Annotated in this window: 19 protein-coding genes and 1 tRNA gene; 8 read left to right on the forward strand and 12 right to left on the reverse strand. The window is 54.9% G+C overall.

The genetic code is table 11. From position 1 onward, the window contains the following. Nucleotides 1-2 precede the first annotated feature (2 nt). The 3 genes from IBT46_RS14765 to IBT46_RS14775 are packed head-to-tail and all read right to left on the reverse strand — an operon-like array spanning nt 3 to nt 3,498. Nucleotides 3-890 (reverse strand): ABC transporter permease, encoded by an 888-nt coding sequence (locus tag IBT46_RS14765; protein WP_200546295.1) that lies wholly within the window; start codon nt 888-890, stop codon nt 3-5. After that, nucleotides 887-1,852: an ABC transporter permease gene (locus IBT46_RS14770; RefSeq protein WP_200546296.1), complete on the reverse strand. Its 966-nt coding sequence runs from the start codon at nt 1,850-1,852 to the stop codon at nt 887-889. Before IBT46_RS14770 ends, IBT46_RS14765 begins: the two co-directional genes overlap by 4 nt. A gap of 59 nt (nt 1,853-1,911) precedes the next feature. Next, entirely contained in the window at nt 1,912-3,498 is a 1,587-nt protein-coding gene (locus IBT46_RS14775) for an ABC transporter substrate-binding protein (RefSeq protein ID WP_200546297.1), read from the reverse strand. A gap of 665 nt (nt 3,499-4,163) precedes the next feature. Here IBT46_RS14775 and IBT46_RS14780 point away from each other — a divergent pair. Continuing rightward, nucleotides 4,164-4,913, forward strand: a complete 750-nt coding sequence (locus tag IBT46_RS14780; RefSeq protein WP_200546298.1) for a LuxR family transcriptional regulator — start codon at nt 4,164-4,166, stop codon at nt 4,911-4,913. Here the strand turns inward: IBT46_RS14780 and IBT46_RS14785 are convergent. Further along, entirely contained in the window at nt 4,885-5,517 is a 633-nt protein-coding gene (locus tag IBT46_RS14785) for an acyl-homoserine-lactone synthase (protein WP_200546299.1), read from the reverse strand. The genes IBT46_RS14780 and IBT46_RS14785 overlap by 29 nt on opposite strands. Nucleotides 5,518-5,927: 410 nt before the next feature. Here IBT46_RS14785 and IBT46_RS14790 point away from each other — a divergent pair, with 410 nt between their 5' ends. The 3 genes from IBT46_RS14790 (at nt 5,928) to IBT46_RS14800 (ending at nt 8,349) form a co-directional block, all read left to right on the forward strand. Beyond that, on the forward strand, nt 5,928-6,557 hold the full coding sequence (locus IBT46_RS14790) for a helix-turn-helix domain-containing protein (protein WP_200546300.1): 630 nt from the start codon (nt 5,928-5,930) through the stop codon (nt 6,555-6,557). Nucleotides 6,558-6,725: 168 nt separating this feature from the next. After that, nucleotides 6,726-7,337 (forward strand): TetR/AcrR family transcriptional regulator, encoded by a 612-nt coding sequence (locus IBT46_RS14795; RefSeq protein ID WP_200546301.1) that lies wholly within the window; start codon nt 6,726-6,728, stop codon nt 7,335-7,337. An 82-nt stretch (nt 7,338-7,419) separates the two neighbouring features. Next, nucleotides 7,420-8,349: an alpha/beta fold hydrolase gene (locus IBT46_RS14800; protein WP_200546302.1), complete on the forward strand. Its 930-nt coding sequence runs from the start codon at nt 7,420-7,422 to the stop codon at nt 8,347-8,349. Between the two features lie 127 nt (nt 8,350-8,476). Here IBT46_RS14800 and IBT46_RS14805 read toward each other — a convergent pair. After that, nucleotides 8,477-8,552: transfer RNA gene (locus IBT46_RS14805), tRNA-Phe, on the reverse strand. Between the two features lie 686 nt (nt 8,553-9,238). Here IBT46_RS14805 and IBT46_RS14810 point away from each other — a divergent pair. After that, nucleotides 9,239-11,389, forward strand: a complete 2,151-nt coding sequence (locus tag IBT46_RS14810) for an ornithine decarboxylase (RefSeq protein ID WP_200546303.1) — start codon at nt 9,239-9,241, stop codon at nt 11,387-11,389. An 88-nt stretch (nt 11,390-11,477) separates the two neighbouring features. Here the strand turns inward: IBT46_RS14810 and IBT46_RS14815 are convergent, their stop codons facing one another. The 4 genes from IBT46_RS14815 to mutY all read right to left on the reverse strand — a co-directional run bounded on the left by IBT46_RS14815 (nt 11,478) and on the right by mutY (nt 15,054). Then, nucleotides 11,478-12,086 carry a TetR/AcrR family transcriptional regulator gene (locus IBT46_RS14815; RefSeq protein WP_200546304.1) on the reverse strand — a complete coding sequence of 203 codons (609 nt, stop codon included), beginning with the start codon at nt 12,084-12,086 and terminating at the stop codon, nt 11,478-11,480. A 448-nt stretch (nt 12,087-12,534) separates the two neighbouring features. Continuing rightward, on the reverse strand, nt 12,535-13,614 hold the full coding sequence (gene mltC, locus IBT46_RS14820) for a membrane-bound lytic murein transglycosylase MltC (protein WP_200546305.1): 1,080 nt from the start codon (nt 13,612-13,614) through the stop codon (nt 12,535-12,537). 79 nt (nt 13,615-13,693) lie between these two features. Next, a complete protein-coding gene (locus IBT46_RS14825; RefSeq protein WP_200546306.1) occupies nt 13,694-13,966 on the reverse strand; it encodes an oxidative damage protection protein in 273 nt (90 codons plus the stop codon). Continuing rightward, nucleotides 13,966-15,054, reverse strand: a complete 1,089-nt coding sequence (gene mutY, locus IBT46_RS14830) for an A/G-specific adenine glycosylase (protein WP_200546351.1) — start codon at nt 15,052-15,054, stop codon at nt 13,966-13,968. The genes IBT46_RS14825 and mutY overlap by 1 nt, the downstream gene beginning before the upstream one ends. A 299-nt stretch (nt 15,055-15,353) precedes the next feature. On the opposite strand from mutY, the gene trmB reads away from it, so the two are divergent. The 3 genes from trmB to IBT46_RS14845 all read left to right on the forward strand — a co-directional run bounded on the left by trmB (nt 15,354) and on the right by IBT46_RS14845 (nt 17,216). After that, nucleotides 15,354-16,073, forward strand: a complete 720-nt coding sequence (gene trmB, locus IBT46_RS14835) for a tRNA (guanosine(46)-N7)-methyltransferase TrmB (protein ID WP_200546307.1) — start codon at nt 15,354-15,356, stop codon at nt 16,071-16,073. Continuing rightward, a complete protein-coding gene (locus IBT46_RS14840) occupies nt 16,073-16,399 on the forward strand; it encodes a YggL family protein (RefSeq protein ID WP_105592385.1) in 327 nt (108 codons plus the stop codon). Before trmB ends, IBT46_RS14840 begins: the two co-directional genes overlap by 1 nt. A gap of 100 nt (nt 16,400-16,499) precedes the next feature. Beyond that, nucleotides 16,500-17,216 carry a DUF2884 domain-containing protein gene (locus IBT46_RS14845; protein WP_200546308.1) on the forward strand — a complete coding sequence of 239 codons (717 nt, stop codon included), beginning with the start codon at nt 16,500-16,502 and terminating at the stop codon, nt 17,214-17,216. Nucleotides 17,217-17,315: 99 nt separating this feature from the next. Here IBT46_RS14845 and hemW read toward each other — a convergent pair whose 3' ends face one another. The 3 genes from hemW to IBT46_RS14860 form a co-directional block, all read right to left on the reverse strand. Further along, nucleotides 17,316-18,452, reverse strand: a complete 1,137-nt coding sequence (gene hemW, locus IBT46_RS14850) for a radical SAM family heme chaperone HemW (protein ID WP_200546309.1) — start codon at nt 18,450-18,452, stop codon at nt 17,316-17,318. After that, complete coding sequence (locus IBT46_RS14855) at nt 18,445-19,038, reverse strand: XTP/dITP diphosphatase (RefSeq protein WP_105592382.1); 594 nt, start codon at nt 19,036-19,038, stop codon at nt 18,445-18,447. Before IBT46_RS14855 ends, hemW begins: the two co-directional genes overlap by 8 nt. An 86-nt stretch (nt 19,039-19,124) precedes the next feature. Beyond that, entirely contained in the window at nt 19,125-19,664 is a 540-nt protein-coding gene (locus IBT46_RS14860) for a YggT family protein (RefSeq protein WP_105592381.1), read from the reverse strand.

Raw genomic sequence — 19,664 nt, forward strand, 5'->3', positions numbered from 1 at the left:
GTTTAATTTAAGATGTCTTTTACCGGCACCGCCGGTCGTGGATTCAGTACGCGGGAAAGCCCTTCGCCGATAAAGTTGATCGCCAGCACCATCAGCACAATGGTCAGGCCGGGCGGCACCCACAGCCACCATTCGTAGTCGATAACCCGAATGCTCTGCGCGGCCGCCAGCATATTTCCCCACGAGGGCTGCGGCTGCTTAACGCCGAGGCCGATAAAGCTCAGCGCGGCTTCCGCCAGAATCGCATTCGCCACGGCGAGGGTGAGGTTGATAATCAGTGGGGCACAGGCGTTACGCAGCAGATGGCGGAATACAACCGTGACGCCGCTGACGCCGATCGATTTCGCCGCAAAGACGTAGCCGCTTTCGCGCAACGAGAGGAATTCTGCACGTACCAGGCGGGCAATGCCGGTCCAGTGCAGGATGCCGATAATAAAAATCACGTTCCACGAGCTGGCACCCATAATCGCCGCGAGGGTGATGGCCAGAGCGTAAAACGGGAAGCACATAATGATATCGGTCAGGCGCATGATCAGCGTATCCACTACGCCGCCTTTATATCCGGCCAGACTGCCCAGGGTAATGCCGATTGCACCCTGAAAAATGACCGCCGCCAGCGCCACAAATAGCGAGACTCTGCCGCCGTAAAGCAGGCGGGACAGCACATCGCGGCCGATTTCATCGGTGCCAAGCAGGTGCCCGTCCCCGGGCGGTGCTTCAATTGCCATCAGGTCGATATCGTCCGGATGGAAGGCGACCAGCCACGGCGCACTGAGCGAAGCCAGTGTGAGCAGCAGCAAAATCACCAGTCCGGTGAGGAAATAACGATCGCGCAGCAGGGGATGGCCTGCGCGACCAGCGGTAAGGTTCAGGGTGTCGGGTGTCGTCATTGCCTGAGCCTGATGCGCGGATCGACCAGCGCATAGAGAATATCGACCAGGAAATTGGTCATCAGAGTAATCACCGCCAGAAACAGCACGATGCCCATCAGCAGCGAGTAGTCGCGTGCCTGGATCGCATCAAAACTCAGGCGGCCGATACCGGGCCAGTTAAAGATGATTTCCGTCAGCAGAGTGGCCGACAGCAGCGAAGGGATTTCCATGCCGACTACGGTAATCAGCGGCCTGGCGGCGTTTTTAACCAGATGGGGGAAAATCACCCGCGAGCGGCTTACCCCACGTGCAAAAAGCGCCTTCACAAAGTTTTGATTGATTAACTCACTGATGCCCGAACGCAGATAGCGGCTGAATATCCCGATATTGGCAACGGCCAGCGCCATTGCAGGCAGGAACAAATGGCTGAGTACGTCCAGCAGGTGCTGTACGCCGCTGTAGTTGCTGCCCAGCGTGGTGGCCCCCGATACCGGGAACCACTTCAGATTCATGGCAAAAACCTTAACCAGCAGAATGGCGATAAAAAACACCGGGACGGACACCACAACAAAGTAGATCAGTGAAATGGCCGTATCCACCTTTCCACCACGGTGTAGTCCAAGGTAAATACCCAGTGGAAAAGCGATCAGCAGGGTTAAAAATAACGAACTGACCGCCAGCAATACCGTATTTACTATCCGTTCCTGAATCAGCATCAGGACCGGCGCACCGCTCTGCGTTGAGTAACCAAAATCACCCACAAAGGCGTGCGATGCCCAGCGCAGGTACTGAATCCAGATCGGATCGAGATAGCCGGCCTGACGCAGCAGCTCCTGCTTCTGTTCCGGAGTGGTTTCCGGCGCGATCATACCGACGAACGGATCGCCTGGCTGAAGCTTAATAAGGAAGAACACCACCACCGAAATTCCGATCAGCACGGGAATGAGGATCAACAGTCGGTGTAATACATAGCGCAGCATAGCGATTCCTGATTAACGATAATGCCGTGGCTCGGGGGCCACGGCTGCGGCGGGCGTTATTACTGATTAACCGTCCACTGCGTGACGTCGGCAAACGGCTCGTAGGGATAGGCACTGTAGTGGCTGACCCGCTTGCTGAGCGCGTAACCCTGATTCGGGATATAAAGCCACACGTGCGGCACCTGCTGATTGACCTCTTTCAGCCAGTCACCGATGCTGGTTTTCAGCTTTTCGGCATCCACGGTGGTATTAAACTGCTCTGCGAGGGCATCCAGCTTCGGCGTGGAGAAACGTTCCCACCAGAAGTTGTTTTCATACAGCCCCGGCCTGAAGGTGCCGCCCATCAGCACGCCGTCGTAAACTTTGTTTTTATCCTGCAGGATGGCCAGCGTGGCATTGAAGTCCGCTACGTTCAGCACCACGTTAATGCCGATCTTTTTCAGGTTCTGCTGGATAATTGGCGCGGTTAATTCGCGGGTGCGGTTGCCGGTCGGATAATTCAGGGTGAAGGTCAGATTCTGGCCATTTTTATCCACGATGCCATCACCGTTAGTATCGCTCCAGCCCGCTTCTTTTAATAATTCCTGCGCCTTTTTCGGATCGTAAGAATAGGTGTTGAGGTCCTTCGGGTAATACTGGCTCTGCGGGTGATCTTTGGTATTAAATACCAGCCCGTGACCGAAAAGTAATTTATCCACAATCAGCTGGCGATCGATGCCGTAAGCCAGCGCCTGGCGGACGCGCGGGTCGCTGAGATTAGGGTTTCGCGTATCCAGACTTAAATATTGTGCGGTGACGCCAGGCTGTTCAACAATACGGATGCCTGCTTTCTGATACGTTTCTACATCACGTTTGTTCCACGATGACAGTTCGGCAATATCGACATCGCCGTTAATTAATTCGTTCTGTACCGTCTGGGCATTGGAGACTTTAAAAATAAAGGTTTTAATCTTTGGTGCACCGCCAAAGTACGCCTCGTTACGTTCCAGTTTGACGTACTGATCGGAGACGAACTCAACGAATTTATACGGCCCGGTGCCAACCGGATTACGCAGCAGCGCGGTCGCGGTATTCCACTCTTTTACCGGAATAGCATTCCAGATATGCTTTGCCAGTACCGGGCGATCGGCGAAGTGGGCAAAGGCCGCGGCGTACGACGCGGTGAAGGAGAAGCTGACCGTTTGCGGATCAATGACCTTTATTCCGGCAAGATCGGCACTTTTACCGCTATGGTAATCCTCATAGCCGACCAGGTGCTTAACGAAATCAGGCTGGTCGCGCGGGAAGTCTGGTGCCGCCTCTGAGCCATAGGTAAAGGCGACATCTTCGGCGGTAAACGGTTTGCCGTCGTGCCATTTCACGCCCTGACGCAGGTGCAGTGTCAGCGTTTTTCCGTCGTCAGAATAATCATAGCGCTCGGCCAGTGACGGCTGTGGGTTTTGATTTTTATCCAGGGTGAACAGGCGGCCAAAGACGTTAAAAATGACCGCGCGATCGTAGTCGGTGAAATAAAGCGTCGGGTTAAACGTTCCGTTCGGATTACTCCAGATGGCATAGCGAATCACGCTATTGTCGCTGGCGGCGTAGGCGTTAAATGCGCTTACTCCTACAGCAGCAATAAAAATGGCTTTTGATAATGCTTTCATGAAAACCCCGGGTAGTATTAATTATTATCTTTACTAATGTAAGCATTCCATCAATGGGAGTGAAATTCGGATGGTTATTTAACATCGCCTGAGTTTGATTGATTTATTTTTCAGATGCTGAATATTCAAACTCCTGAATAAGATACATAAAACGAGGTGCTGTAATTAAAGCTAACAGAAGGGCAGGGATGCAGGCAAATGCGGAAATAGGCTTAAAATATCTGATTATTGGATTAGCGAATGATGGGGAAAAGAAGGTGACGCCGTTGATTTTTGCGAAATGAATACGATTAAAATTTATCCATTTATGTCCGCTGATGCCTCTGTAAACACCGGGGGCACAGCCATTAGCGGCCTGTTACTCGCATGAGGTATTGAAGATGACGGGCAATCTGATGGTGGTTTGATCGGGCTTTTAAGCGGTGATAGCATGGGATTTCCGGTCAGCGATGACTTTATACTGATGTCTCGTCTGACCGGAATTTTTTCCTGGTGTTGGCTGTCTTAGCGACCTGGCCCAATAGGTCAGGTTTTTTAATGCTTTAACAACGGGGATGAGTGTAACCTTTAGGGGTTTATTTGTAATTGGTTCTTAAGTATTGTAATGCCTATACTAAAGTGCAGGTGCTGTTCTAACGCTGCCTCAGAATTCGCATGGAGCTCGAATGTTTTCTTTCTTCGATGAAAACCAAACAGTAACGGATACTCTTCAGGCCTATATACAGAGAAAACTCTTTCCTTACGGCAACCCTGCGTATGCCTTTACCGTTGTCAGTAAGAAAAACCCTTCAGATGTCCTTATTATTTCCAGCTATCCCGATGAGTGGGTGAATCTGTATCGCTCCAATAACTTCCAGCTTACGGACCCGGTTATCCTTAGTGCCTTTAAACGAACTTCGCCTTTTGCCTGGGATGAGAACATTACCCTGATGTCGGATCTCAGGTTCACAAAAATTTTCTCACTCTCAAAGCAGTACAATATTTTGAACGGCTTCACTTTCGTTCTGCACGACCATATGAATAACCTTGCGCTGCTGTCGCTGATCATCGACGGCAACGATCAGGGTGCGCTGGAGCAGCGGCTGTCCACCGGACAGGGCGAGCTACAGATGCTGCTGATTGATTTTAATGAGCAGATGTATCGTCTGGCGGGCTTAAATGCTGAGAGGACTCAGGCGAAGCGTGAGGGGGCAGAGCGGGCGATGTTTACGTTGCGGGAGAACGAAGTGCTTTACTGGTCCAGCATGGGAAAAACGTATGCAGAAATCGCCGCTATCACCGGCATTTCGGTCAGTACGGTAAAGTTTCATATCAAAAATGTGGTGGCCAAGCTTGGGGTCAGTAACGCCCGGCAGGCTATCCGGCTGGGCGTTGAATTGGATCTGATCAGACCGGCAGCTTCAGCGGCCAGATAGCCAGAGATTGTTCCTCGCAGGCCGCGCGGCTAAGAAACTTTTTCGACAACATTGCTCTGTCCTTGTCTTCTGCGGGCAGCGTCAGCAGATAAATTCGCTCCTTTTCGCTGAGATAAGCTTCTTTAAGCACGGTGATATTCCATCCTGAACGCCGCAGAACCGTCAGCATCGGGCGGCTTACGATGGTGTAAATCCTGGCATAATCATTACGCTGTGCCCAATTAACCATCGCCAAAAACAGCGCCTGGCTCACCGGATAGTGTTCCCCCAGCAGCTGGCGTGCACGGGCCTTATCGACAAAAAATCGGCTGGATTCTGTACCGTACTCAGGGAGCGCGACAGTATTAAAGCTGGCATTAAAGGTGTGCGTAATCATATTCGGGCGTTTGAGGGCAATAAAGCGTACGCTGCACACCAGCTGACCTTGATAAACGCCGAGGATATAGCGGGTTCCCGGTTCGTCAAACTCGTCTGACTCCATTCCCTGGCTGCACACAACGTCCCACCCGAGGCGATCGCTGAAGGTTGTTTTCCTCAGTTTATACAGCTCTTCAGAGCGAGTGGTTTTCAACTCTTCATAACTAACGTCAAACAGTTCAAGCATTCCTTATCCCCCTAAAAAAATCCGCAGCTCTTCTTGCCGCTTCCCACAGGATTCTACAAATTTTTTAACGTTCCGTTCAGTGTAAAAACAATTTATGGCGTAAAAGTGATTTTATGCTAGCGAAGATAGATGTTTAACCCGCTGCGAGTGTCCCTGCAGCAAAAACCTTAAATTTCAGACGTTGAACCGCGGATTTCAGGCATAACCTGTGGTTTATTTCTGCATGGCGGAGGGGTGAAATATCCATTCTGTAAAAGAAATGTACAGGCGTTATAACGAAAAAAATTAACGTTTTTCACGGTCTAAACCCCGATTGCTGCGGGTTTGCCCGCCCGCCAGGCTTCCGCTTGTATCCCGGTGTTGGTAAAGTGAACAACCGATGCTGAAATGTAGCCAGAAGGGAATTCAGAGTGGCCGGAAGAATAGATTATCAGATTGAAAAATACAGCTTTACCGAACTTAACGAGCCGCCGCATCTTACCCGACAGTGGGCTGAAGTCACTGAACAATGCCGTGAGGTACACGCCGGGGTTGAAGAACGACTGCGGCTGGCCCTGCAAAACGTGGACTACGTTACCAGCTTCGAACTGCCGTTCCGGCTGCTGCTGATCCGCGCCCCGCAGCTGATCGCCAGCGTGCGCGAAACGCTTCCCGTCCGGCAGAAAAACGTCATTTTCAACGGTAAACGATTCGGCTGTGTTTACAGTCTCAAAACCGATCTGAGCGCGATCCCTGACGCATTTCAGTACCGTTTATCAACGCGCATCCGGCGTGAAGATGCCACAGGTAATTCGGCGGCACCCTTTCAGCAGATTGCCAAAGACACCAAAGCACCGCGCGATCGCCTGAGAACCGCGTTGGAAAGCGGGCTACAGGTCACGGTGCTTGATGGCATGTTCTGGTTCGGCATTCAGCGGATGGCGGCGGATATCCAGCGGCTGAGAAAGAGCGGAATGAGAATTGCGACGGCGGAAACCGAGATCTTCGACAGTCTGACTGGCACGCTGCGGCGGGTGCCGGTGTATCGGCTGGCGGGCTGAAACTCAATGATATTGTGAGTTAATCTTTAGCCCGTCGGAGATAATCGGACATCACCAGTCCGATCGGTGCGTCTGCTCCAGAGTATATCTTGCAGTCTTCCAAGCTTTAGCAATGTAGCTATGGAAATTTATCGTTGATTAGGGAATGATTGTTTCCTATAATGCGCTATGCAAAAAAAATCCCGAACCATCACTGCTGGCCGCCCGCGCGAGTTCAACACCGACCTCGCGCTGGAGAGTGCCATCCATCATTTCAGCGTCCATGGCTATCATGGCAGCTCAATCAGCGACCTGAACGCGGCGCTGGGGCTGACCACGGGCAGTATTTATAAAGCCTGGGGCGACAAGCACGGGCTGCTGATGGCCGCCCTGGAACGCTACATCGAGCTGCGCTCGGCGGCGGTGGGGCAACTGCTCAGCGCTGCGCCCAGCGGTCTGGCAAAGCTTGAGGCGCTGCTTGGGCATTATGCCGATATCAGCAGTGGAAATTCCGGTGAGGTCGGCTGCCTGGTGGTGGAAACGGCCATGGAGCTGTCGGCAAGCGATGAGGTCATTGCCGCACGGCTGGCCCGCCAGGAAGCCAGCCGCCGGGCCCAGTTTACGGCGCTATTGCAGGAGGCGGAGCGCGACGGCTCGCTGCCAAAACAGGATGATATCGCCAGCTGCGCCGATCTGCTGGTTGCCATGACCCAGGGAATGCGCGTGCTGGGTAAATCCGGCAGTTCGCGTGAGAGAATGCAGGCGATTGCCGATAAGGCGATTTCGCTGCTTCAGCACTAGCCCAATCCGTTAAACCTCGATGACCGCATCGGGGTTTATTTTGATCTAATTAGGAAATGAACATTTCCATTTGGAGGAAAACATGCAGGAACAGGACAAACCCCGCCACGTTGGCCAGGAATTTTTCAACCGCAGCAACTTCTGGCAGACGTTCCGCCACGGCCATATCCGCGTTGGCGAAATCAAAATGCACTATGTTGAGGGCGGTGAAGGTGAGCCGATACTGCTGATCCCGGGATGGCCGCAGAGCTGGTATACGTGGCGCTACGTGATGGACGATCTGGTAAAAGCCGGGCGGCGGGTGATTGCGCTGGACCCGCGCGGCATGGGGGATAGCGATGCGCCGCTGGAGGGATACGATCTGACCACGACGGCGGCGGATATCCACGGTTTCGTGACCGCGATGAAGCTGACCGAACGGGGGCCAATCGACGTGGCCGGTCACGATGTTGGCGCGTGGATCGGCTACGCGTATGCTGCCGACTGGCCGCAGGACATCCGTAAAATCGCACTGCTCGATGCGCTAATCCCGGGCCTGTCGGTGCCGCGCAGCGATCTTCCCTCCGAGGAGATCGCCCTGCGGAACTGGCACTTTGCTTTTAACCGCCTGAACGATCTGCCGGAGATACTGATATCCGGCAGGGAAGAAGCGTTCCTGACGTGGTTTTTCCGCGCCAAATCGCAAAACACCTCGGCCATTGCCGCAGAAGATATCGCCTTTTACGCCCGTCAGATGGCGGTGCCGGGAATTCTGCGCGCCGCAGGCTGCTACTACCGCGCGGCTTTTGGTGCAGAAGGGCTGGCGGCCAATCGTCAGCGCGCTGAAACCCAGCTGACGATGCCGGTCAGGGTATTTGGCGCAGAGCGCAGCGTGGGTGCCACCATGCTGGAAGCGCTGAAGCCGCTGGGTAACGATGTTACCGGTGTGGTCGTTGAGGGCGCAGGGCATTATCTGCCTGAAGAGGCGGGGCCGAGGATTGCGCGGGAGCTGGAGGGGTTTTTTAGGGTTTGATGATTAGGGAGCAGATTAAGCCTTAAGGTACAGGGCATAGCAGAATGATGAAATTGACGTTCATTACAACTCAAATCCACCAAACCCCAGAAAGCAAAAACCCGCCGTTAGGCGGGTTCTTTGAATATGGTGCCCGAACCCGGAATCGAACCAGGGACACGGGGATTTTCAATCCCCTGCTCTACCGACTGAGCTATTCGGGCAATGGGGCGCATTAAACCGTAACCGGCCTGTGGCGTCAATGGCTTTATGTTGGAAATCAGACTGATTGCACTCTTTTTCATCAAAGGTGGCAAAATATCACCTTTAAGGACATTAAATGCCCAGCGGGGAAGGGCGCTTTTTATTCTGCTGACCGGGCGTCCAATCCTTACTTAACGCATGGCTATTTTTCAGCCGCTGCCTTTTCCCCTTACAACCTCGTCTCTTTTGTCGATCGCGCCAGCTATTTATGACTGAATGTTTCCTCACTTTTTATGCATAATTAACTGTCCGGAGCGGGTTGTACCTGCCTTTAAAAGATGCCATTATTGCGCAAATTTTGCGTTAGCCGCATCCATTCAACTTTGAGGTCGCCGCCATGAAAGGTTCACTGCTGCATATCAGCACTGTTACCCGTCATCTGATGATGCCGTGCGCCTGCCGATCTCCGCTTTGTCACACCTTGTCGATAAAATCTCTCACCATGCGGTGAGGTTTTCATACGCTTTACTTTTAGCCATCAGTAAAAACAGGTGCGATCTGATTTTACTGATGTCTGGCGGTCGAAGCGGATACCCATTCTGCTGACAGCTCTCTGACACCTTTCGCCGGGAATGCCGTGCTCTGCTCGCGTTCCTATTGTGTGCCTCTGGCACCCACTCATCCTTGCCGCCTGAGGATTTGTGTTATGACACCATTAAAAATTGCAGCCAGTACTACCGTTGCCATCCACCTCCAGACCGGGCGCGAAGTCGTTACGCTGGAGAAAACCGACTTTACCGATGTGGCGGCCGTGGTCGTCTCCGTTGCCGACTCGCGCAGCGGTATGCTGGCGCTGCTGCGCCACACCGGCTTTAACCTGCCGGTGTTTATCGCGCTGGATTACCCGGAGCAGGCCCAGGAACAGGAGCTGCCGGAAGTGACCGGCATTCTGAACGGTGCCGCCGACGATGCTATCCGCCTGGAAGCCGCTGCCGCGGAGTATCAGACCGGGCTGCTGCCGCCGTTCTTTAATACGCTGACCAAGTACGTGGCGATGGACAACAGCACCTTCGCCTGCCCAGGCCATCAGGGCGGCGCGTTCTTTAAAAAGCACCCGGCGGGGCGTCAGTTCTTCGACTTCTTCGGTGAAAACGTCTTCCGTGCCGATATGTGCAATGCCGACGTGAAGCTCGGCGATCTGCTGATCCACGAAGGGTCGGCCAAGCACGCGCAGAAGTTTGCTGCGAAGGTGTTTAATGCCGACAAAACCTACTTTGTGCTGAACGGCACCTCCAGCGCCAACAAAGTGGTGACCAACGCGCTGCTGACGCGTGGCGACCTGGTGCTGTTTGACCGCAACAACCATAAGTCGAACCACCATGGCGCGCTGATCCAGGCCGGGGCTACGCCGGTGTATCTGGAAACGGCGCGTAATCCGTTCGGCTTTATTGGCGGTATTGATGCGCACTGCTTTGATGAGACCTATATCCGCAATCAGATCCGAGAGATCGCACCAGATCGTGCGCAGCAGGAGCGTCCGTTCCGCCTGGCGGTGATCCAGCTGGGCACCTACGACGGCACGGTTTACAACGCCCGCAAGGTGATCGACAGCATCGGGCATCTGTGTGACTACATTCTGTTTGACTCTGCGTGGGTCGGCTACGAGCAGTTTATTCCGGTGATGGAAGCCTGTTCGCCGCTGCTGCTCGATCTGAAGCCGGAAGATCCGGGGATCTTCGTCACCCAGTCGGTGCATAAACAGCAGGCCGGGTTCTCGCAAACTTCGCAGATCCACAAAAAAGATAATCACATTCGCGGCCAGCAGCGTTTTTGCAGCCACAAGCGGCTGAACAATGCCTTTATGCTGCATGCCTCAACCAGCCCGTTTTATCCGCTGTTTGCCGCGCTGGACGTCAACGCCAAAATGCATCAGGGCGAGGCGGGCCGCCGACTGTGGCACGAGTGCGTTACGCTGGGGATTGATACCCGCAAGGCGATCCTCGCACGCTGCGAAATGATCCGCCCGTTTATCCCGGATGACGTTGACGGCAAGCCGTGGCAGGATGCGCCAACCGAAACCATCGCCCGCGACCCGCGCTATTTCAGCTTTGCGCCGGGCGCGGACTGGCACGGTTTTGCCGGCTATGAGAAAGATCAGTATCTGATCGATCCCTGCAAGCTGCTGCTGACCACGCCGGGTATTGACGCCGCCAGCGGCCAGTACGCGTCGTTCGGCATTCCGGCGACGATTCTTGCCAACTATCTGCGTGAAAATGGCGTGGTGCCGGAAAAGTGCGATCTGAACTCAATCCTGTTCCTGCTGACTCCGGCGGAAAGCGTGGAGAAGATGGCGCACCTGGTGGCCAAGCTGGCGCAGTTTGAACAACACGTGAAGGAAGATGCGCTGCTGAGCGACGTGCTGCCGACCATCTACCGTAAAAACGTCAAGCGCTACGCCGGTTATACCCTGCGTCGGCTGTGCCTTGAAATGCACCAGCTGTACGTCAGCTACGGGGTGAAGGATTTGCAGAAGGCGATGTTCCGCCAGCAGAGCCTGCCGAAAGTGGTGATGAATCCGCAGGATGCCAATATCGAATTTATCCGTGGCAACGTTGAGCTGGTGCCGATTGCTCAGGCGGAAGGGCGTATTGCCGCCGAGGGCGCGCTGCCTTATCCACCGGGCGTGCTGTGCGTGGTGCCAGGCGAAATGTGGGGCGGCGCGGTGCAGAGCTACTTCCTGGCGCTGGAAGAGGGGCTTAACCTGCTGCCGGGCTTCTCGCCGGAGCTACAGGGCGTGTATGCCGAGGCCGATGAAAACGGGATTAAGCGCCTGTATGGCTATGTAATCACCGAGTAAATGTTGACGACAGCCAGCCAGTATAAATGATTATCCTGGCTGGCTGGCTGGCTGGCTGGCTGGCTGGCTGGCTGGCTGGCTGGCTGGCTCAGACTACCTGTGCATCTTCCCGCGCCTGGCGCACAATCGCTTTAGCAATCCATTTACCAATATCCTCCAGCTCGTCGTTTTGGCAGCCCCAGATATCCTTCATTACCACGAAAATCTCTGAGCCATAAACCAGCGACAGCGAGCGAATAACCCGATCCATCAGCTCCGGCGGGAGTTCATCGTTTAGCGGTTTCACCACCTGAGCCAGAATAGCTTTGCGGTTGCCGCGCACCAGCTTCTCCTTAACCGGAAAGGTGTCGGTAGCCTGTTCCTGCGCCCACTGGGTTAGCGACAGGTGAAGCGCAGCACGCAGTGTACCCTCGTGTTGCAGCATGCGGGGGAAGGCGAAACTGAACAGCTCATCAATGCGCCCGGTGGCATCCTGTCGGGTCGGCTGCCAGTTTTTAATTGGGCCAAGCGTCTCGGAAACAATCGCCGACACCAGCGCACTCTGAGTAGGAAAATAGCGGTAGGCGGTTGCCCGCGAAAGCTGCGCCTCATGGGCGACTTCGGTAATAGAAGGGAATGCACCGCTATCAAATAATCGCATAGCGGTTTCAATCAGTAAGCGACGCGTTCTTGCGCGTGTAGATGTTAGTCCTAACATCCCGGCGGAATCCCTTTGCTCCACAGTAACCTCATCTCTTGGTATAAACCTGCCTAATATTGGACCGGGCGGCAAACCGTACCGTGAACCGGCGTAAACAGTCTGAGGAGCGTGCCATTCCTCACGATCGTTATGGATTATCAATACGTTATGAGTATCTCAGTTTCATTCAATTGATTTAACAATATTTTAAGGCCTGGCGAAAGTGTCAATCAGGTCATCTTTATCTGTTTATTGCTATTTAAGGTTTTTAATTCAGTTTAATCAATTCGTTATTAATCTAAATGGCGTCGTATAAAAATGAAAATGAGAAAATGGCGCACGAAAAATACATTTAATTCATGAGGGATATTAACGAAATTTGGTGATTTAATGCGAAGAGTTGATGGTAGCGACAGGCGACGGTAAGGAGTGCGGGGCGCAGCAGCGTGCGCCCCGTGGGATAAGGCTAGTAGCGGTGATAGCTCTTCTGCGCGTTATTCACTTTATACAGATAACGACGAGACTCAGCGGAAGGGTGGTTGGTCGTCAGCTGCTGATAAACGTCCGACGGCGACAGATTGTTAATCTTGCTGAAGGCGGTGTCTTTATCGCTGGAGAACACCCGCAGCACGCTGCCCGCGCCACCGTTATAGGCGGTGATCACCGCATAGCGGCGCGAGGTTGGGTTGCTGATACCGGCAAGGTAGTTACCCTGCAGCAGTGACAGATACGCCGTACCGGCATCAATATTATTGGCCGGATCGAGCAGGTAGCTGCGGCTTGGTTTGCCCCATTTACCCTTCATGCGGAACACGTCAACGCCAGCGGTGTGCTGCACCACCTGCATCAGTCCCAGCGCATCGGCGTGGCTGACCGCATAGGGGTTGAAGCTCGATTCGATCTGCATAATCGCCAGAATCAGCGACTGATCAACGCCGTATTTTTCCGCGGCCTGACGCACCAGCGGCAGGTATTTGTGCGCGCGCTTATCGAGGTGGTTCGGTACCATTGGAATGGTGACGGACCAGATTACGTGCAGCCCCGAAGTGCGGCGCTGTAGCTTGTTTTTGATCAGATAATCCGCAAAGGTACCGGCGCGGCCCTGCCAGCGAATCGGCTGGCCGGTGTTATCCAGCACCTGGCCGTAAAGCAGCGGCTCGCGGCTGATCTGAATATCGTTGGCATCGGAATAGAGATCGACATTACCCGGATCGTCGCCGATCAGCAGGGTGGTAATAATCGCCTGGCGCAGGCTGGCCATCGGATCGGTACCGGCGATCGTCTCAATGGTGATGCTACCGGCGTCAAAGTTGATGTGGCTGCGGGTGTAGTATTGATCGCTGTACTTCACGTAGTCTTTTGGACCGGCAATCAGCACCTCATTCATGCCCCAGATATTTTCGATGTTGTGGGCAAACTGTCCCATCAAAATATCAAAGCCGTTGGTGTCCTTTACCCATTCTTCATGGCTGGCATTCTGCTTCTTGCCGGAGCAGGAGATCAGCAGCGGTGCGATAATCAGCAAACTCAGGAGTTTTTTATTCATCTTTCAGTGTATTGCCCACAATGTAGAAGGGCCTCATCATCAAGGCCCAACGTATGCCTGCTTCGCCAGTCAGGTTGCGTTACTCTGCTGGCGGTGTGTAACCTTCGATATGCACTTCTTTACCTTCGAACAGGAATTTGATCATCTCCTGCTCCAGCTGCTTACGGTCTTCAGGATTCATCATGCTGAGTTTCTTTTCGTTGATCAGCATGGTCTGCTTGGCCATCCATTTTGACCAGGCTTCTTTTGAAATCTCGTTATAGATGCGCTTACCCAGATCGCCCGGGTAAAGCTGGAAATCCTGCCCATCGGCGTCACGTTGCAGGAACGTGCAAAAAATAGTTCTGCTCATTACTCTTCCTCTTCTTCTGTAGCGCGAGCACTCAGCACCATGTGTTGTGGCTGGCGCAGCTGCTGTAGCAGGCGCTCTACCGGCGCGGCCAGCCCCACGGAGGGCGGCTGCGCTAAGTTATACCAGAGACCCGGACCATCATCCATTGCCGCACGGGGCGATGGCAGATCCAGCCACATAGGCACAATATCCAGATGGAAATGGCTGAAGGTATGGCGGAAGGCGATCATCTGGCGCAGATGCCGATCGTCAATGCCGCGCAGGCGAAGCGCCTTGCGCAGCTCTTCTTCGGTGGCGAACTGTGGGAAACAGTATAGCCCGCCCCAAAGACCGACAGGTGGGCGCTGCTCGAGCCACACGTGCTGGCCCTGCTGCATCAATAGCAGCCAGCCGGTGCGCTCCGGGATGGTCTGTTTCGGCTTTTTACCGGGGTATTTTGCCCAGCTGCCGTGGGCGGTGGCGATGCAGCCGTTCTTCAGCGGGCAGATCTCACATTTGGGTTTGGAAAGGGTGCAGACCATCGCGCCCAGATCCATCATCGCCTGATTAAACTGGCTGACCCCGACTGCTGGCGTCACCTCGGTGCTGACCTGCCACAGGCGTTTTTCCACGTCTTTCTTACCCGGCCAGCCGTCAACGGCGTAGCAGCGGGCCAGCACGCGCTTCACGTTGCCGTCGAGAATGGGGAAGTGTTTGCCCAGCGAAAGGGAAAGGATCGCCCCGGCGGTGGAGCGGCCAACGCCCGGCAGATCGGCGACTTCCTCAAAGGTTTGCGGGAAGATACCGCCGTGTTTTTCCACTACCGTTTTTGCCGCCTTATGCAGATTGCGGGCGCGCGCATAGTAGCCGAGGCCGGTCCACAGATGCAGGACCTCATCCAGCGGCGCGGCGGCCAGATCGCTGACGGTGGGGAAACGCGCGATAAAGCGCTCGAAGTAGGGGATCACCGTGGCCACCTGCGTCTGCTGCAACATCACTTCAGAGAGCCAGACGGTATAAGGGGTTTTATCCAGCTGCCACGGCAGGGTTTTACGGCCATAGAGCTGATACCAGTCCAGTACCTGCTGTGCGAACTGCGACGCTTGCATCATGTAAACCACGATCTCTTCTTTCAGTTAAATCAGGCAGGAATTCCAGCACAGACCAAAGGGTGTGTAAACCGGATAATCGCTGCATTTTGTTATTGGACAGGGGCTTTGTGCCACTTTCTTGCCCTTAAGCGAAACGAAGCACCTTCACCGGGCGATCTCCACTGGCTGAAAGGCTGGCAGCAGCTATACTGGCAGCCATTCGGGCAATACCGTTCCGTTGGCAGGGCGATCTTTATGTTTTCACCCGCTGAAGGCATAATGCCCGCTTTCCAAAGTGCACAGCGGCAGGCAGAACGATGAAAAATGATGTTATCTCACCGGAATTCGATGAAAATGGCCGCGCAATGCGCCGTATCCGCAGCTTTGTGCGCCGCCAGGGCCGCCTGACCAAAGGTCAGCAGCAGGCGCTGGATACGCTGTGGCCGGTAATGGGCGTGGAATATCAGCCGGAGCCGATCGATTTCACCACTCTGTTTGGTCGCGATGCGCCGGTCGTGCTGGAAATCGGTTTTGGTATGGGGGCGTCGCTGGTCAGTATGGCGGCGAGTAATCCGCATCAGAATTTCCTCGGTATTGAAGTGCATTCACCCGGCGTGGGCGCCTGTCTGGCGACGGCGGAAGAGGCTGGCGTGACCAACCTGCGGGTGATGTGTCACGATGCGGTGGAAGTGCTGGAAAATATGATCCCGGATAACTCCCTGCGCATGGTGCAGCTGTTCTTCCCGGACCCGTGGCATAAAGCGCGCCACAACAAGCGCCGTATCGTGCAAGTACCGTTTGCCGAGCGCGTAATGCGCAAGCTGAAGCTGGGCGGTGTGTTCCATATGGCGACCGACTGGGAAGCCTATGCCGAGCATATGCTGGAAGTGATGAGCAGTATTGACGGTTATAAGAATCTGTCGGAAACGGCTAACTGGGTGGAACGCCCGGAGTCACGTCCGCTAACGAAATTTGAGCAGCGCGGCCAGCGTCTTGGCCACGGTGTGTGGGATCTGATGTTCGAGAGGGTTAAATAATGGCTACACAACGCAGTCGTCGTCTTCGTAAGAAAATGCACATTGATGAGTTCCAGGAGTTAGGTTTCTCCGTGGGCTTCAGCTTCGCAGAAGGGACCAGCGGAGAGAGCATCGACAGCACCGTTGATGCCCTGATCGAAGAAGTGATCGAACCTAACGGCCTGGCGTTTGACGGCAGCGGCTATCTGCAGTGGGAAGGTCTGATCTGCCTGCAGAAAATCGGTAAATGCACCGATGAGCACCGCGAGCTGGTCCGTAACTGGCTGGAAGCGCGTAAGCTGAATGACGTGAAAGTCACCGAACTTTTCGACGTCTGGTGGGACTAAAAGATCAGGGTTAACCAAACGACGGGCGGATAACATCGCTCATCGAATCAAGGGCGATCGCGTTTACCGGTCGCCCTTTGTCATTTAAGGAGCAAAATTCATGCGAAAAACGCTAATTGGCGGCGCACTACTGCTGCTGGCAGCCGGTCAGGCGCAGGCGGATTATCAGTGCAGCGTTAATCCTCAGGATGATGTTGTTATCTCGCCTGCGCAGGTGCAGGTGGTCGGGGCCAATGGAAATCTGGTGATTACGCCGCAGGGCGAGGTACAGCGCAACGGCCAGCCGGTCAGCGTGGATAATGCCACCCGTCAGAAAGCCATTGATTACCAGAGCGCGCTGCGCCGCGACCTGCCGTGGATTGATAATGGTGCGAAGCAGCGTCTTGAGAAAGGCCGTGTGGCGCTGGATCGGGTGATTGTGGAAAAACTGGGACAAAACAGCAATGTGCGCCAGCGTCTGACCACGCTGGACGGCCAGCTTAAACAGCAGATGAACCGTATTATTGAGCACCGCAGCGACGGTCTGACTTTCCACCATCAGGCAATTGAGCAGGTGCGTCAGGACGGCGAGCGGCTGGTACAGAGCGCGATGGGCGGCGTGGTGCAGGACAGCCTGAATGAAATGGGCCGCAAACAGGCCAGCGGCAACGATAACCCGCTGCAGGCGATTATGGGCAATCTGGGAGGATTACAGCAGGCGATTCAGGCCGAATGGAGCAATCAGGAGCAGGATTTCCAGAACTTCGGTCATGAAGTCTGTAATCGCGTCACCAGTCTGGAAACGCAGCGCAAGTCGCTGGTAGCCGCGCTGAACTAACCGCTGGCGGGCAGGTTGACCGAAAGTCTTTGCCCGGCAAGCATCAGCATGGATACCCGCCGCCGGATGCGCGGGTATCCATCATTTTTCCTGAAGAAATTATTCCGCAAGGAACAGCTCAAGCAACGAGTTCAGGAACAGCTTTCCTTTCTCGGTAATCTGCCAGTATTCCGCCGTTTCCGTCAGATACCCTTTCGCCAGCGCCTCATCCAACTGCGCGCGCACGCTGCTTTCCGGCAGGCCGGTATAGCGCTGATACTCCGCGCGCGGTGCGGCTTCCAGCAGGCGGAAGCGGTTCATAAAGAACTCGAACGGCTTATCGGCATCCGCTACGTCGTGGCGCTTATCCAGATATTTACCGGCCATAAAACCGCGCGGATGGCGGGTTTTGGTGGTGCGGATAATCGTGCCGTCCGGCTGGGTTAACTTGCCGTGCGCGCCGCAGCCAATCCCCAGATAGTCGCCAAAGCGCCAGTAGTTGAGGTTGTGCTCGCAGCGATAGCCGGGCCTGGCATAGGCCGAGGTTTCATACTGTTGATAGCCCGCCGCGCTAAGCAGCTGGTGGCCCTGCTCGAAAATATCCCACAGGTCGTCATCGTCCGGCAGGCGCGGCGGCCGTGAGGCGAACAGCGTGTTCGGCTCGATGGTCAGCTGATACCACGACAAATGCGGCGGATTCAGCTGAATCGCCTGGCGAAGATCGTCCAGTGCCTCTTCCAGCGACTGATCCGGCAGCCCGTGCATCAGGTCGAGGTTGAAACTGCGCAGGCCCAGACTTTCGGCCAGCTTTGCCGCACGTTTGGCTTCGTCCGGGCCATGAATGCGCCCCAGCCGCTCCAGTTTCTGCGAACTGAAGCTTTGCACGCCGATGGAGATGCGGTTAATTCCGGCACGCTGATAGCCGCTAAAGCGGTCGGCTTCAACAGTGCCCGGGTTGGCTTCCATGGTGATTTCCGCCGTTGGCGAGAGCGGCAGACGCGCACGCACGCCGTCCAGCAGCATCTGCATCGCTTCGCTGCTCAGCAGGCTGGGCGTGCCGCCACCGATGAAGATGGTGCCAACCTCACGCCCGGAGGTGAGCGGCAGGTCGTCATCCAGATCGTTGAGCAGGTGCTGCACGTACTCTTCGTGCGGCACCTCACCCTTTAATGCATGGGAGTTGAAATCACAGTAGGGACACTTCTGTACGCACCACGGAATGTGAATATACAGGCTCAGCGGTGGGAGATTAGCCATTCTTCATGGCGTCCAGCAGCAGGTTCAACGCTTTACCGCGATGAGAAACCGCCCGCTTTTCGTCCTTGCTCAGTTCTGCTGCCGTTTTTCCCAGCTCCGGCACATAGAAAATCGGGTCGTAGCCGAAGCCACCCTGGCCCGCTTCGCTGCGCGCAATTTCACCTGCCCAGCTGCCGTGAAACACCAGCGGCGTCGGGTCGGCGGCGTGGCGCACGTAAACCAGCACACAGTGGAACTGCGCCTGGCGCTGCCCGTCCGGCACGTTTTCCAGCGCAACCAGCAGCTTATCGAGATTTTGCTGGTCGCTGGCGTCCAGGCCCGCGTAGCGCGCGGAATAGATGCCGGGCGCGCCGCCAAGGGCATCTACCGCCAGACCGGAGTCATCGGCGATCGCCGGCAGGCCGGTGATTTCCGCCGCGTGGCGTGCTTTAAGAATGGCGTTTTCAATAAAGGTCAGGCCGGTTTCTTCGGCTGACTCCACGCCCAGTTCCGTCTGCGCCACGATATCCAGGCCAAACTCAGCCAGCAGATGGGCCAGCTCACGAACTTTACCGGGGTTGCCGGTGGCGAGTACGACTTTTTGCATATTACATCCAGAAAATTAATCAGAAACTATCGAAGCGGAGGCGCAGATGCTGCCGGTAGCAGGCAGCATCTGCGTTGCAGACTCAATCAGAACTGCGCCCAGCCCGGAATATATTCCAGACCGATAAAGTTCAGCGCATACAGAATCAGAATCACCACCATCGCCGAGAAATCGATACCGGCCATTGGCGGGATAATGCGGCGGAACGGTGCCATTAGCGGCTCGGTCAGCTGCATCAGCACAAAATCAACCGGGTTGCGCCCCTGGCTGAACCAGCTCATCAGGGAACGAATAATAATCACCCAGAACACCAGTACGCCTGCGGCCTTCACCAGAATAACCAGGCCCAGGTAGAGGAAGATCGGGTCCGGGTAGAACAGGCGCAGCGCCAGCGGCCCCAGCAGGACGCTAATGATATAGGCAACCAGCAGTGAGGCGGTATCAATCGGTCCGATGGACGGAATAATGCGCCGCAGCGGTTTAATAATTGGTTGAGTGATTTTCACCACAAACTGTGAAAATGGGTTATAGAAGTCACATCGCGCCCACTGCATCCAGATGCGCAGTAACAACACTTTGATGTATATGGCAATCACCGTTGTTACCAGAAAAATCAACGCTAGCAT

This window comes from Erwinia sp. S38, from assembly GCF_016624545.1.
GTDB classification, from domain to species: Bacteria; Pseudomonadota; Gammaproteobacteria; order Enterobacterales; family Enterobacteriaceae; genus Erwinia; species Erwinia coffeiphila.

Coding starts and splice junctions, on each gene's coding strand:
- IBT46_RS14810 (WP_200546303.1), top strand. CDS start 9,239: ATGACACCATTAAAAATTGCAGCCAGTACTACCGTTGCCATCCACCTC.
- IBT46_RS14780 (WP_200546298.1), top strand. CDS start 4,164: ATGTTTTCTTTCTTCGATGAAAACCAAACAGTAACGGATACTCTTCAG.
- IBT46_RS14765 (WP_200546295.1), bottom strand. CDS start 890: ATGACGACACCCGACACCCTGAACCTTACCGCTGGTCGCGCAGGCCAT.
- IBT46_RS14770 (WP_200546296.1), bottom strand. CDS start 1,852: ATGCTGCGCTATGTATTACACCGACTGTTGATCCTCATTCCCGTGCTG.
- IBT46_RS14825 (WP_200546306.1), bottom strand. CDS start 13,966: ATGAGCAGAACTATTTTTTGCACGTTCCTGCAACGTGACGCCGATGGG.
- trmB (WP_200546307.1), top strand. CDS start 15,354: ATGAAAAATGATGTTATCTCACCGGAATTCGATGAAAATGGCCGCGCA.
- mltC (WP_200546305.1), bottom strand. CDS start 13,614: ATGAATAAAAAACTCCTGAGTTTGCTGATTATCGCACCGCTGCTGATC.
- IBT46_RS14795 (WP_200546301.1), top strand. CDS start 6,726: ATGCAAAAAAAATCCCGAACCATCACTGCTGGCCGCCCGCGCGAGTTC.
- IBT46_RS14855 (WP_105592382.1), bottom strand. CDS start 19,038: ATGCAAAAAGTCGTACTCGCCACCGGCAACCCCGGTAAAGTTCGTGAG.
- mutY (WP_200546351.1), bottom strand. CDS start 15,054: ATGCAAGCGTCGCAGTTCGCACAGCAGGTACTGGACTGGTATCAGCTC.
- IBT46_RS14815 (WP_200546304.1), bottom strand. CDS start 12,086: ATGTTAGGACTAACATCTACACGCGCAAGAACGCGTCGCTTACTGATT.
- IBT46_RS14840 (WP_105592385.1), top strand. CDS start 16,073: ATGGCTACACAACGCAGTCGTCGTCTTCGTAAGAAAATGCACATTGAT.
- IBT46_RS14800 (WP_200546302.1), top strand. CDS start 7,420: ATGCAGGAACAGGACAAACCCCGCCACGTTGGCCAGGAATTTTTCAAC.
- IBT46_RS14785 (WP_200546299.1), bottom strand. CDS start 5,517: ATGCTTGAACTGTTTGACGTTAGTTATGAAGAGTTGAAAACCACTCGC.
- IBT46_RS14775 (WP_200546297.1), bottom strand. CDS start 3,498: ATGAAAGCATTATCAAAAGCCATTTTTATTGCTGCTGTAGGAGTAAGC.
- IBT46_RS14845 (WP_200546308.1), top strand. CDS start 16,500: ATGCGAAAAACGCTAATTGGCGGCGCACTACTGCTGCTGGCAGCCGGT.
- hemW (WP_200546309.1), bottom strand. CDS start 18,452: ATGGCTAATCTCCCACCGCTGAGCCTGTATATTCACATTCCGTGGTGC.
- IBT46_RS14860 (WP_105592381.1), bottom strand. CDS start 19,664: ATGCTAGCGTTGATTTTTCTGGTAACAACGGTGATTGCCATATACATC.